Below are 12,330 nucleotides of genomic sequence, written 5' to 3'. Positions count from 1 at the left end.
ACAGCATTGTCCGGTTGGTTGCGGCCCGACACCGGTTCACACCCCGACCCGATCGTCGTGAGCGCTCGAACACGCGCCTGCCCTCCGTGCTGCCTGTCCGTGAGATACGTCTGCCCGTGAGATACGAAAGGCAATCCCGCACCGGGAGTTGGACTCGATGAAATCGTTCACGACCATCAGAACCAGATCTGCCATCGCACTCGTCGCCTTGATCACCGTCCTTCCCGTGTGCGTCGCGTCGGCTGAGCCCGCCACTGCCCCGGGCTCGATCCACGAGAACCCGGGTGTCGCTTCCACCGCCGCAAGCCGCGCCGAATGCGGCCCGGGATCGATGCCCGAGACCGGGTTGCAGGGTGATGTTCCGGCCGAGGACCGAAACAGCGGACGCAGCCGAGACGGCTACAGCTGCAACATGTCTCAGATCGGCGGCTACTCGGGTCGCGGCGGCGGGATCACGTCCACCAACTTCGAACACTGCTCGTACGTCGGCAGTTTCTTCCCCGGGAACCTCCTGGGCCCCGCCCAGGGCGTCCAAGTTCTCGACGTGTCGGATCCTGCCAATCCCGCTCTCACCGCCACGCTGACCGAACCCGCGATGCTGGCCGGAACGTGGGAGAGCCTCAAGGTCAACACCGCGCGAAAGCTGCTGGTGGGCACGGGCGTTCCGCTCTTGACCGGCGTCGGCCTGATGTCGGTCTACGACATCTCCGATTGCGCGCACCCGAAACTGCTCAACCCCGGACCAGGAACCGATCTGGGGATGCTGCTGCCCATCACCAATCACGAGGGAGGATTTTCACCGGACGGGAACACCTACTGGTCTTCCGGCACCGCTCCCGGCGTGGTGAGCGCCGTCGATCTCACCGATCCCGCCGACCCGCGCGTCGTCTGGCAGGACCTCATCGGGTTGTCGACGCACGGCTTCGGAATCAGTCCCGACGGAAATCGCATGTACTTGTCGAACAATCTCGGCGGAATACATGTCCTCGACATCAGTGAGGTTCAGCGCCGGGTCCCGAATCCTCGGGTGCGCCAACTGTCCCAGCTCTCGTGGACCGACGGTTGGGCCACCCAACACAGCATTCCGGTCACCTACGACGGTTCGCCGTACCTGTTCACCGTCGACGAAGGTGGTTCCGGCGGAGTCAAATTGATCGACGTCTCCGATGACGACGAACCGTCGGTCGTCAATTCGGTGAAGCTCGAAATCAATCTGCCGGAGAATCAAGACGCTGCGCTGGCGTCTGCTGCCGGCGGATCGCTGTTCGCGTACGAATCTCACTACTGTTCGGCAGATCGCCCGGTCGACCCGACGGCGCTGGCATGTGGATGGATCTCGAGCGGGATTCGGGTCTTCGATGTTCGAGATCCCTTCGACGTCCACGAAATTGCGTACTTCAACCCACCTGCTCGGACCGGCGGCAATCTCGAACTCGCCAACTCGCCACACGCTCTCGCGTCGCTCATCGGGGTACCCGTTCTCAGCACCCCGGCAATCGCGCAGTCGATCGCGCAGGGCCAGTTCGACCCCGGCCAAGCACTGAGTTCGCGGTCGGGCATGGTCGCTCTCGGCGACATCTCGACCGATTGGTGCTTCTCCCCGCCCGAATGGCGAGGGACCACGTTGTGGGCGACGTGCGCCGACAACGGCTTTGTTGCCATGCAACTCGAAAACGGTGTCTACACACCACCGGCTGACCAGAAGACGACCGTGGGATCATGACGGCACCGCGAGCGGTCAAAGCCGTCGCACTCGTGGCTGCAGCACTGATGCTGCTCGTACTCGGCGCAGCACTACGTCCGCTGTTCGCACCCGAGAACCACACGCAGAGAGCTGTTCTGAGCGAAACCGAAATCGGATTCGTGCACGACATGGCGGCCCACCATCAACAGGCCCTCTTCATTCTCGCGCGTCTGAGTCCCGATGTGGACCCGGCGGTGACGAGACTGGCCCAACAGATCGACGATGTTCAACGAACGGAAATCGGTGTCATGCTCGGTTGGCTGAGGTTGGCCGGTGTCCCGCCGAACAGTAGAACGCCGATGGCGTGGATGGAGGCGTCGCCGAGCGGCGCGGGTGACTCTCGTCATCACCCGGCAACGCTGGACACCGAGACCGACTCCATGCCTGGTATGGCTACGACCGAAGAACTCGAGAAACTGAGCAGCGCTCGCGGGCTCGACGCCGAGGTCCTTTTCCTTCAACTGATGGAACGCCACCACCGTGGCGGGATCGCCATGGCGCAGGCCGCCGACGCCCTGCTCGAGAGCGGGCCGGTGAAACAGTCCGCCCGCGACATGATCAACACCCAGAGTCAGGAATCCGGGCTGATGACGCTGATGCTCGAACAACTTGGGGCACAACCACTGCACTGACCCGCATGTGCAGTGACTACCATAGGTGTCGACCTGCGAACTACAGAAGGAATCGACACTTCATCATGACCCTGCTTGTTCGCGGAATCGATTGGTCGAACCCGACAGCACCGCGGATCCGATGCGTCGACGACACCACTTCCGCTACGACCTTCTTCACTCACGACTCGGTGCTGCGATTCTCCGTCGACGAGACGAAGGGCCGCCGCTGCCTCGGCTGGCGAGATCTCACCGCCGAAGGTCCAGGACACTCGCCGTGCGACCGCGGGGCGACGGTCACCGCAGGACGCCAGTGCGACCGATGCCGAAATCGTGAGGGGTTCACCACGGTTCATCAGGCACACGTCAGCGGCGCGCACATTCATCCGAATGTGCGTACCTACCTCGCACAACCACAATGGCTCTACGTCGACGTATTCGCCGGCGGCCAGATGAAGGTGGGGACGGCGTCCGAGTTCCGCAAGCATCCGCGAGTCGCCGAACAAGGGGCAGTCTGCGCATTGTTCGTAGCGCGGTCGACGGACGGTTACAGCATTCGCGCCCTCGAAGCCCGAGTTTCGGAGCACTTCCACTTGAGCCAGGCAATACGTACGTCTCGGAAGATCGAAGCGTTGACAGGGCCCTTGGATCGAGAGAAACTACGAAAGTCGTTGCACCACTTCGTATCGTCGATCAAAGACGAGCTGAATGACATCGGATCGGACATCGACGGAATCGAGATCCTGGAGGCTCCCGAAGAATGGACGGCGCCGGCGTGCGCTGACGCGGTCTTCGATGCGGCACCGTTGATCGCGTATCCGCACACTTTCGAGTCCGGGGAACATTCCTTGTATCTGGAGGGCCTTGCCGGTTCGATCGCCTCGCTGCGGATCGACCCCGATCCTGAATCGCCACGCTTCGTCGCGGATGTGTCCGGACTGGTCGGTCGAACCATCACCGTCGGCGAGTTCGAGTCCCCTGGCGTGGCGATTCAGGAATCGTTGTTCTGAAAGTAGGTCAGCAACTTCCCGCGGTCGCTGCGGCGAATCCGCGAGTGACCTCGGCCTGCTCGTCGGCAGACAGGCTCGACCATTCGGGATAAGCCTGGATGGAGGTCAGCATGTCGTTTGCCAATGATTCACGCGTCATGCCCATTTCCTCTCCGGACTCGTCGATGGCCGGCTGGTATGCGTCGAGGTACCGGAGAACGTCGGAGCACGCCTGCGCGTAGGTCCGTGGCAGCGCCGAACTCACATTCGGGTCGGACGGGACCTCAGCCGGAGCACTCGAGTCGACCGAAGGGGTCTCGGTAGGTATTTCCGACGACGTCGCCGGAGCCTCGGATGACGTCGTCGACGTCGCCGTGGTGGTCGCCGAAGCAGAGGAAGTTAGTGTTCCGACCTCGGTCGGCTTGTCTCCGTCAGAACCGCAGGCAACCAGCGCCACCAGCGAGCAGGCACCGATGAACCCGGTGATCGTTTTCTTCATCCCTCAAGGATGCCAGAGGGCCACTGGCGCTCGAACGGACCGGCGTCGCCCGTCAGCGCCAATTGCCCGAGCATCCTGCCGAATCCGAGCGCCTCGCCCTCCCGACTGCGGGATTGGACTGTATGCCCCGTTCGCGAACCCATGCTACGGTGACTTAACTGCAAAATAACTACGGGTGGGATTGTCCGGTCTGCCGCGTTCATCCGGAACGCTCCGATCGGAAATAGTTCGTCTATAAGGGGCTGGAACGAGTGGGACTTTTTCGTCGACGAGGTTCCCGCGAGGAAGACGACGATCGCGGGCAAAACCTCGATCGCAGCGACCCCGGGTACGCCGCCTGGTTCGCGAACGTCGCCGACGCGGGTGGTCAGCCGATTCCGTACAAGCGACCGCTGACCGCACCGGTGTATCCGCAACTCCAGCCGCCGGCCCCGGACTACGAGACGGATACGAGACGGCCACTCAACGCACCCGCCGGAGACGGCTGGCTACCCGCAGACCGCATCGACGAATTCGAGTCGTCGAATGGCCGCCCATCTGCACCGAACGGAACGAGCCCACAAATCTCACAAACTGAAAAGTTGCCGCCCGACCCACTCCCGACGCCGCAACCAACGATTCCACCTCGAAATGTACCGATGACTTCACCACCGAAGCATCACCTGGAGTCGCCCCGCGCGACTCGGCCCTACCAAGGAGAAGCAATGAGCAACATCGACAAGATCCTCGGCGAATTGATGCGCATCGACGGTGCCAGCGGTGCAGCCGTCGTCGACGCCGACAGCGGAATGGTTCTCGGCATGAGCGGCAACCCGTCATTCAGCCTCGAGTACGCCGGCGCCGGCAACTCCGAGGTTGTGCGAGCAAAGCTCCGCACGATGAGTAACTTGGGGATTACCGACACCCTGGAAGACATCCTGATCACCCTGAGCAACCAGTACCACCTCATTCGCGTCCTCGAGACGCCCGGACTGTCGACGCTGTTCGTGTACCTCGTTTTGGACCGTGCGCGTGCGAACCTGGCGCTGGCCCGCCACAAGCTGGGCGAACAGACCCCCAAGATCGAGATCTGACGCTTCCACTCCCTTCCCGACAATGCCCGGTCCTCGCCAACGGCGAGGGCCGGGCATTGTTCGTTCCGAACACTCGATTGGTGAACCTCGCGCCGGCGCCGATACTGGGACCGTGACTATCGCGGATGCTCCTTGCGTGTGGTTGACCACCCTCCGAAGCGACGGCTCGCCGCACACGACTCCGGTCTGGTTCTTACTGCATCAGAACACATTCTGGATACCGAGCGCTGAGCAGAATCGTAAGGTTCGGAACCTGCTGGACGATCCTCGGGTCTCGTTGGCAGTCGACGGATCCGCTGGCGACCCGTGGGTCGCACAGGGCCTCGCGACAATTCATCACGATGTCGGCGAATTCGTCGACCTCCTGAGACTTTTCGGCGAGAAGTACGACGGCTGGGATGCCGCAGACGAAACTCGTGAAGGTCCGCGGGTCCTCGTCTCGGTCCCGGTGACTCGATGGTTCCTTCGACCGGACTGACAGACAGTGCCGGTTAGGCCCGAATTGTCGTGAATGACATACTTGTAGTTCATCTCTCGCAGAAATGGACTCTCACACATGGCACGCACGGCACATCACAGGCGCGGCATCACCGGCGTCACCATCGGCATTGCTGCCGTGATCGTGCTGGGAGGTTGCGCCAATTCCAACGCCGACGCGCCCGAAACATCTTCTCTCGGTTCGGGAATCGGATCCGGTGTCACCACGACGGTCGTGACCGAAGCCTCGGCTCCTTCGTCCGCCGCAATTGAACTGCTGGCACAGATCCCCGTCAAGGGACGCGCACCCAAGACCGGATACGACCGCGCGCTGTTCGGTACCGCCTGGACCGACGACGTCACCGTCGAATTCGGCCACAACGGCTGCGATACACGCATTATCTGCACGCAGTTTTGACATATCTCAAAACCTTGCTGGTAGGCCCCCATTGTTCGATGTCGACGGTGTGAGTTATGTGAGTGACGATGGTCAGTTCGTGTGACGGTCGACCGGTTCGACCGCACGGATAGGGACGATGGCATGTTCAATCACGCACGTGGCCGGTTGATTGGGTTCGGTGGATGTGTAGCACACCTGGTCTGATGTCGGGATTTCCCGACAATCATCCTCATGAGTTTTGTTGATAAGAGTGCAGATCCTCTGCACTGCATATGATTTAGGAGTTTCACGTTGCATAGTCGCTTGGTGCGTTCCCGTTCCCTCCTGGTTGCCGTCACTGCCTTGGTCGGGTTGTCGATTTCCGGTTGCAGTACGACGTTGGCGGATGTGATCCCAGCAGGATCGTTGTCTGTGGATAGCCCTGGTCAGCACGATGTTGATGTGGCTTCTTCCGTTGCGCTGTTGGAGACGCTTCCGGTGAAGGGGCGTGCTCCGAAAACTGGTTACAGCAGAGATCAGTTCGGTCAGGCATGGTCTGATGATGTCGATGTGGAGTTCGGGCATGACGGGTGCGATACGCGCAATAATCTGTTGGCTTCGCGGCTGACTGACGTGGTCTTCAAAGAAGGAAAGAAGCAATGTGTTGTTCTCTCTGGCACGTTGGCTGATCCTTACACTGGAAAGACGATCAATTTTGTTCGGGGACAGGATACTTCGACTGCAGTTCAGATTGACCATGTGGTCGCGTTGAGCGATTCGTGGCAGAAGGGTGCGCAACAATTGAGTCTTCAGGAGCGCACGAATCTGGCGAACGATCCCCGAAATCTGATCCCGGTGGATGGACCGACGAACGCGAAGAAGTCTGATTCCGATGCCGCATCCTGGCTTCCCCCGAACAAGGCGTACCGATGCACCTACGTCTCGAAGCAGATCACGGTGAAGTCGGTCTACCGCCTGTGGGTGACTCAAGCAGAGAAGGATGCGATGTCTGCCGTATTGTCCGCGTGTTGATTCACAGTTCCGCGTAGATTCCGATGCTTGCTGGGGTGTGTTCTTATGTGCCGATTGCTTCGATTCGTCGTGCTGGAGAAACGCTTTGAACCATCCTTTTGAGTGAGGCGCGGGCGGCGGTGAGCTCGTCCTGGAGTTCTTCGGTTCGTGTTGTCATGGTGTCGGCGCGTCTGCGTTCGGAGTCGAGGTCCGAGCGCAGCTCGGCTGCTATCTGTTCGAGCTCGTGGATACGGGCGAGCAGTGTGTCGTGCGGCAGGTGTTCGAGTTGGTTGCCGAGTAGTAGTTGCACTTTGGTCTCGAGCTTGGTTCGGTCCGTTCGTAGCGCCCGAACTTCCTCACGCGCCATCAACAGTTCGGCGTGAAGACTGTCCGCCGTAGCGGACGTGCGTCCGGCGCTGCTTCTGGTGGCGGTGTGGGAGTGCTCTTCTGTGGCGCGTTCGACGGCGGTTCGAATTGCTGCGGTGTTGTAGATGAACCATGGAGAAACGCCTGCGCGACGCGCTATTTCGCTGATGTTGATGCGTTCGCCAGCGGATGAGAGGTCGGCGATGACTGTCAGCGTTCTGCGTTGTTTGTCAGCGCTGTCACGTCGACGGGAGGCGATGAGCCGTTGGGTTCGTATGTCACGGTCATCGGCAGTCATCGTTGTTCGTCCTCGTTCGTGTGGGTGGTTACGGACTCGAGCGGTATGAAGGCAGCTGCGGTCCTCGCTTTCCTCAGTTCGCGGGAGGCGTTGTCGATGACCGCGCGTTGGTCTGCGGGCAGGTCGGCAAGCATTGCGTCCATCGACGAGATGACGTCCGTGAACGCGTGAATTTGGGCGTCGAAGTTGGTGATCACCCACGACGCGGAGTCGGTGGCGATTGCAGTTTCTTTGTCTGTGCGCAGCTCTGCGAGATGCTGCTCGATTGCGGGCCGGTAGGACGGGTCCGGTCGGTAGAAGGAGCATCCTGCGCACTGGAATCGGATCGGGCAGTGTTGGCCGCCGGCTTTGATGTTCGAGGGTTCGGTGCAGTTTCCGAAGGGCACGGCCACCGACTGTCGCTCGTACTCCGTTACCGACGTGAATCCCGCCGGTCGTCCGTGCCTGTCGATCGCGAACTTCGAAATCTCCTCGGTGGCTTGGCGTTTACGTTTGAGTGTGACGGAGAAGTATCCCATGGTCGTGTCGACGCTGCGGTGATCCATCAATTCGCGTAGGACGTCCACCGGTGTGCCGTTGTCAGCGTGCCGCTGAGCGTAGGAGTGCCGCAATCCGTAAGGAGTGATCATTGATCTGTCGTAGAGAGCTGGGTTTCCGTCATCGTCGAGTCTTTCGTCGACAAGTTCCGGGATTGCATCGATCCAGATGGCGAAGGCCCGGGACCCGAACTGCGCACCGCTCAAGTGCCCGCGGCGAATGTTGTTGCGGGTTCCCGGCGTGGGAAAGAGCCAGTCGCACAGTGTGTCCGGAACAGACAGCGATTGAAGGTGGTCGAGCCATTGGTCGATCACGGTTGCCGTTGCAGTGCTGATCGGCAATCTACGCCCCATTCTGCGACGTTTACGGTTGTCGTAGACGAGTGTGGGCTTGCCGTCGACCCAGTCCAGGCATGAGCGTTTGAGCCCGACGATCTCACTCGGGCGTCGACCGGTGTCCCGGATGATCTGGTAGACCGTCTGATACATCATGGCGTAGTCGTCAGGGTTCCAGCCCGGCGCGGAGTACGTGGAGTGCCTACCCAGCAGCTCGAGGTGTTGATCGAGTTGTGCGATGACATGTTCGGGGATCGTGCGTCCGAAGTCGTCCTCGCTGGTCTCGACCTGGGCAATTGTGTGCGAACGCAGATCGAGTGCGAAGGAGCCGGGGATGTCATCCATTGCGCCCGTGCGGCGTGAGAACTCGAGAAGTCGGCGCCACCACCCGAGCAATGATCGTCGATGGGTGAAGGAATGGGGCTTGCCCTCTCGATCGGCGCTGGTGCGGAAACCCTCGACGACAGCGCTCATGTCACCGTGGTCGAGTAGTTCGGGGTGATCGCCGTTCGTGCGCAGCGAGAGTTGCCGTGAAGCGATTTCGGCGGCATGAACGGTGTGCCGCAGTGTCGTCACGGGTGGGCGTACCTCGCGGCCGAATTGTTTGGTGATCTCTCGAAGCCATCGCTGTCTGATCTCTCGGAAGTCCACAACGCCACCGGCCGCACTGTATCGCCGGTCCGGAGCAGCTTGCAGGCCCACGACGGCAGGTTTCCACACGTCGGCCATGGTGGGATCAGTACCGGAGTACACGACGTGCGCCCGCTGCAGATGTGTGACCAACGACCGGAACACACCACCGGCTGCAGCTCCGAGTGCCTTCTCGAACTGGCGATTTCCGGCGACATCGAGCAGTGAGCGACAATCCGGTGGGAGGTGGGAAACTATGCTGCGGATCCGCATCGGAACCAAGATGATCTGATCACGGTCACGCTGCTGCACTCCGTAAATAATCTCCGCCGCAACAGTGCCGTTCACCTCACTGAGTTCGAAATCGACTTTCGAAAAGGCTTTTTCGTCTCTTCGTGGAACCGAATCGGGGTCGAATGTCCGGTCGAAGAATGAAGGTGAGGTCCCGTTGAGCTTGCGGTGGCGTTCGCACCGCCTGCAACGGCGGTCGAAGATTTCCACGACCGTCATGCATCGGTCGACTCGGCACAGATAGACCGCTGTCATTTCGTTGTCGACGTCTCCGGTGAATACCTGTCGGCGTGAATCCCATTCCGCGACTCGCCATTGCGGGTCGATTCGTTCGATCAACCACGCTTTCCAGGTCTGTTCGTTTCCAGTCGAGAGGGCTCTTGACTCGACGGGTAGAGCGGTGATGCTCATATGCCCACTCTTTCCACTGCCGCCCTCAGGTCCTCCGCGTCGGGGTGTTGATAGATCGCGGTCGATGCTCGGCTCACATGACCGAGCAACGACTGAACCACGTCGATACCGGTGCCGTTGCGCGTCCAGATTGTGGCTGCCGTATGCCGGAACATATGGGGCCGCAATCGGAAACCGGCACGGTTGCCGATCCTTTCCACAATCTGTTTTGCGTTCGAATACGACATCGGCGAACCGGCGTGATGCCCGAGAAGGTTGACGAACACGAAGTCCGAGGTCATTGCGGTGGGCACGCTGTCTCGTTCGAGAAGGTACTCGCGATACTGAGTGACCACCTCGTCGCTGACCGGTACGACTCGGGATTGTCCTTTAGCGCGGGCACCGTTCGAATTGCCTTCACGCCGAACAACATGAACATGAGGTCCACGTTCCTGGCATCCCAGATGAACCGAGGTCGGAAGGAAATGCAGGTCGCTACGGCGCGAACCCAATGCCTCTCCGATTCGGAGTCCGGAACGAACCAGCAACAGCACCAGAAAACGGTCTCGTTCGGTGTTCGCGGAGTTCAGAGCATGCGAAAACTGTTCTTCAGTAATAATTTCCGGAGGCTTTACGACTTCCGGCGCTTTGAGGGTTCTGGCACGAATCAGCCGATGCTGACCGGATTCACCTTCGTGGAAATCGCGGGGTGCGTAGGCCAGGTACTTGGGCTGGGACAGCCCAGAAACAACATCTGCGGAGACCAATCCACGCATTCCGCAGAACCTGAGGAATTCGACGACAGCGGTCATCACTGCGTTGACCGATCTGCCGGAGCGCAGCCGGTAGTGGACGGTTGGGGTGTGTTCGACGGCGAATTTGAAACGAGTGAGTTCACCTACACGAATCTCGTGCCAATCCAGTCCGCGACCGGCAGTCCAGTTCAAGAACCAACAGACCCGAGGAACGTATGCGCGGATTGTTTGAGGTGACCTTCCGGCGCCTTGCATGAACAGCACCCACTCGGAAGCCTCCGCGACCGGGCGCATGGATTCTTCGTCCACGATCACCCAACCCGACTGCCCCGTCGTCGGTGAAATGACCTTCTCTACAGCACACGACATCGCCACTCCTATGGCTGTCCCACCTGTGATATAGACGCTATTAGATAACCATGAGGGACAGGGCGACCGACACGCCGTGCCTACCGTGCCTTCATCCTGATGCGGCGCTAGAGATAACTCGCAACGACATCCTGCGGCGTGACCTCACCGACCTGACATTCAAGGACGGCTCCAAAAGCTGCTCGGTCCAAACCGGTACGCTCCGTGACCCGTACACGAACAAGACCATCGCGTTCACCCGCGGCCAGGACACGTCTTCTGCAGTCCAGATCGATCATGTCTTATCAGCAGCTTTGTCAAGGAGTCTTCCTCTTTCTGCTGGTCACTGTGTCGATGACATGCCGTTGAGTGCTGTGGTGGCCTTGTGATGTGCCAGAGCGTGAGCGGGGTCGCGGGGGTGGCTGCGGCGTTCGTTGTCGCTGTGTCTGGTTGCTCGGTCCTTCCTGCTGATGGTGGGTTGGTATTCGCCGCTCCGGTGTCGGGAACTTCTGCGCCTGGTGCGCAGGTCGATGAGGCACTGTCCGCGTTGGAGCAGCTTGCGGTGAAGGGTCGTGCGCCGAAGACGGGGTATGCGCGCAGCGAGTTCGGGGTCGCGTGGACTGATACGAACACCGTTATGTGGGGCGGGAACTCGCTGAGCACTCGTGAGGACATACTCTCCCGTGACCTCGTGGACGTCATGTGCAAGGGCCGCTCGGGTGTGGCCGCGCCGCCGTGCGTGGTGCAGTCGGGAGTCCTTCACGATCCGTATACCGGGACCACGGTGGATTTCGTTCGCGGGGAGACGACTTCGCCACTTGTCCCGATCGAGCATGTAGTCGCTCTTGGTGATTCGTGGCAGAAGGGCGCGCAGCAGTTGTCTGCCGCCGAGCGGATTGATCTGGCGAATGATCCGCTGAATCTCATCGCTACCACGCAGGCCCCGAACTCGGCGAAGAGTGACTCCGATGCTGCTACGTGGCTGCCGCCGAACAAGGCGTTCCGTTGTGCTTATGTGGCCCGTCAGGTCGCGGTCAAACTCCGGTATCGGTTGTGGGTGACCAAGGCGGAGAAAGACACGATCGCCGCCGTCCTGTCGACGTGTCCCGGCCAGGCGCTTCCCTCCAATGCCGAGGCGGCGGGTCGTGTTTCGTGAACGAGCAGCGAAATCGCTTACCCTCAGGGCGCTAGCGGGAGTCGGCGAGTCGTCGCCGCAGTGCGAGGTTCTCGCCGTGGGCGACCGTGAGCGCCTTGCGCAGCTCGCCGAGCTCTTCGGCGTGCCGGCGTTTGAGTTCCTTGAGCTGCGAGGACAGTGCTCTGACCGCGGACGATGCGGACTGCCGTTCGGGTTCGGTCATCTGTTCCGGAGTTGTTCGGTGGTGCGGGCGCCTGGTGCGGAGGTCGTTGATCTTTGTGCGCAGGTCGGGCTGGTTGTAGAGGAAGTCGGTGGAGACCGTGGCGCGGCGAGCGACGGCCGCGAAGGTGACCGGCTCGCCTGCATTGCTGAGTTCCAGCAGCGCCGCTTCCGCGCGCGCTCTGGTCTCGGTGTGGCGCGCTCGCGCTGCGGCGGTGAGGTGTTCGGGCACGGGCTGGTTCT

General features: G+C 60.8%; 12 protein-coding genes and 2 pseudogenes. 9 read left to right on the top strand and 5 right to left on the bottom strand.

Translation table 11 applies throughout. The features are described from left to right. Nucleotides 1-157: 157 nt before the first annotated feature. From ATN38_RS29640 to ATN38_RS29630, 3 genes are all read left to right on the top strand, one after another. Entirely contained in the window at nt 158-1,723 is a 1,566-nt protein-coding gene (locus ATN38_RS29640) for an LVIVD repeat-containing protein (RefSeq protein ID WP_042452515.1), read from the top strand. Continuing rightward, nucleotides 1,720-2,376: a DUF305 domain-containing protein gene (locus ATN38_RS29635; RefSeq protein WP_218749221.1), complete on the top strand. Its 657-nt coding sequence runs from the start codon at nt 1,720-1,722 to the stop codon at nt 2,374-2,376. Before ATN38_RS29640 ends, ATN38_RS29635 begins: the two co-directional genes overlap by 4 nt. A 65-nt stretch (nt 2,377-2,441) precedes the next feature. Further along, on the top strand, nt 2,442-3,365 hold the full coding sequence (locus ATN38_RS29630; RefSeq protein ID WP_042452517.1) for a DUF2797 domain-containing protein: 924 nt from the start codon (nt 2,442-2,444) through the stop codon (nt 3,363-3,365). 7 nt (nt 3,366-3,372) lie between these two features. On the opposite strand, the gene ATN38_RS29625 is transcribed toward ATN38_RS29630, so the two are convergent. Further along, on the bottom strand, nt 3,373-3,843 hold the full coding sequence (locus ATN38_RS29625) for a hypothetical protein (RefSeq protein WP_003945723.1): 471 nt from the start codon (nt 3,841-3,843) through the stop codon (nt 3,373-3,375). 704 nt (nt 3,844-4,547) lie between these two features. Between ATN38_RS29625 and ATN38_RS33010 the strand changes: the two genes are divergently transcribed. The 4 genes and pseudogenes from ATN38_RS33010 to ATN38_RS29605 form a co-directional block, all read left to right on the top strand. Next, on the top strand, nt 4,548-4,916 hold the full coding sequence (locus ATN38_RS33010; RefSeq protein WP_020906454.1) for a hypothetical protein: 369 nt from the start codon (nt 4,548-4,550) through the stop codon (nt 4,914-4,916). A gap of 112 nt (nt 4,917-5,028) precedes the next feature. Then, nucleotides 5,029-5,394 (top strand): pyridoxamine 5'-phosphate oxidase family protein, encoded by a 366-nt coding sequence (locus tag ATN38_RS29615; protein ID WP_232319051.1) that lies wholly within the window; start codon nt 5,029-5,031, stop codon nt 5,392-5,394. 78 nt (nt 5,395-5,472) lie between these two features. Next, complete coding sequence (locus ATN38_RS29610; RefSeq protein WP_230691590.1) at nt 5,473-5,811, top strand: hypothetical protein; 339 nt, start codon at nt 5,473-5,475, stop codon at nt 5,809-5,811. A 285-nt stretch (nt 5,812-6,096) separates the two neighbouring features. Further along, nucleotides 6,097-6,801, top strand: a pseudogene (locus ATN38_RS29605) (HNH endonuclease family protein); the annotation flags it as partial. 46 nt (nt 6,802-6,847) lie between these two features. On the opposite strand, the gene ATN38_RS29600 reads toward ATN38_RS29605, so the two are convergent. The 3 genes from ATN38_RS29600 to ATN38_RS29590 are packed head-to-tail and all read right to left on the bottom strand — an operon-like array spanning nt 6,848 to nt 10,754. After that, nucleotides 6,848-7,447 (bottom strand): DUF6262 family protein, encoded by a 600-nt coding sequence (locus ATN38_RS29600; protein WP_047269065.1) that lies wholly within the window; start codon nt 7,445-7,447, stop codon nt 6,848-6,850. After that, nucleotides 7,444-9,651: a site-specific integrase gene (locus ATN38_RS29595; protein WP_058037609.1), complete on the bottom strand. Its 2,208-nt coding sequence runs from the start codon at nt 9,649-9,651 to the stop codon at nt 7,444-7,446. Before ATN38_RS29595 ends, ATN38_RS29600 begins: the two co-directional genes overlap by 4 nt. Beyond that, nucleotides 9,648-10,754: a tyrosine-type recombinase/integrase gene (locus tag ATN38_RS29590; RefSeq protein ID WP_047269064.1), complete on the bottom strand. Its 1,107-nt coding sequence runs from the start codon at nt 10,752-10,754 to the stop codon at nt 9,648-9,650. Before ATN38_RS29590 ends, ATN38_RS29595 begins: the two co-directional genes overlap by 4 nt. Nucleotides 10,755-10,870: 116 nt before the next feature. Between ATN38_RS29590 and ATN38_RS33005 the strand changes: the two are divergent. Further along, nucleotides 10,871-11,041 (top strand): annotated as a pseudogene (locus ATN38_RS33005) (HNH endonuclease); the annotation flags it as partial. A gap of 80 nt (nt 11,042-11,121) precedes the next feature. Next, nucleotides 11,122-11,889, top strand: a complete 768-nt coding sequence (locus tag ATN38_RS33140) for an HNH endonuclease family protein (protein WP_195792047.1) — start codon at nt 11,122-11,124, stop codon at nt 11,887-11,889. A 31-nt stretch (nt 11,890-11,920) separates the two neighbouring features. On the opposite strand, the gene ATN38_RS29580 is transcribed toward ATN38_RS33140, so the two are convergent. After that, nucleotides 11,921-12,319 (bottom strand): DUF6262 family protein, encoded by a 399-nt coding sequence (locus ATN38_RS29580; protein ID WP_195792046.1) that lies wholly within the window; start codon nt 12,317-12,319, stop codon nt 11,921-11,923. Nucleotides 12,320-12,330: the final 11 nt, after the last annotated feature.

It is taken from the genome of Rhodococcus sp. FH8, from assembly GCF_019266085.1.
GTDB lineage: Bacteria > Actinomycetota > Actinomycetes > Mycobacteriales > Mycobacteriaceae > Rhodococcus_F > Rhodococcus_F qingshengii.
This window is presented reverse-complemented; position numbering and strand designations above follow the sequence as displayed.

Bases quoted from the DNA above. Each gene is read 5' to 3' on its own strand.
- ATN38_RS29640 (WP_042452515.1), top strand. From the start codon at position 158: ATGAAATCGTTCACGACCATCAGAACCAGATCTGCCATCGCACTCGTC.
- ATN38_RS29635 (WP_218749221.1), top strand. From the start codon at position 1,720: ATGACGGCACCGCGAGCGGTCAAAGCCGTCGCACTCGTGGCTGCAGCA.
- ATN38_RS29630 (WP_042452517.1), top strand. From the start codon at position 2,442: ATGACCCTGCTTGTTCGCGGAATCGATTGGTCGAACCCGACAGCACCG.
- ATN38_RS29625 (WP_003945723.1), bottom strand. From the start codon at position 3,843: ATGAAGAAAACGATCACCGGGTTCATCGGTGCCTGCTCGCTGGTGGCG.
- ATN38_RS33010 (WP_020906454.1), top strand. From the start codon at position 4,548: ATGAGCAACATCGACAAGATCCTCGGCGAATTGATGCGCATCGACGGT.
- ATN38_RS29610 (WP_230691590.1), top strand. From the start codon at position 5,473: ATGGCACGCACGGCACATCACAGGCGCGGCATCACCGGCGTCACCATC.
- ATN38_RS29600 (WP_047269065.1), bottom strand. From the start codon at position 7,447: ATGACTGCCGATGACCGTGACATACGAACCCAACGGCTCATCGCCTCC.
- ATN38_RS29595 (WP_058037609.1), bottom strand. From the start codon at position 9,651: ATGAGCATCACCGCTCTACCCGTCGAGTCAAGAGCCCTCTCGACTGGA.
- ATN38_RS29590 (WP_047269064.1), bottom strand. From the start codon at position 10,754: ATGTCGTGTGCTGTAGAGAAGGTCATTTCACCGACGACGGGGCAGTCG.
- ATN38_RS33140 (WP_195792047.1), top strand. From the start codon at position 11,122: ATGTGCCAGAGCGTGAGCGGGGTCGCGGGGGTGGCTGCGGCGTTCGTT.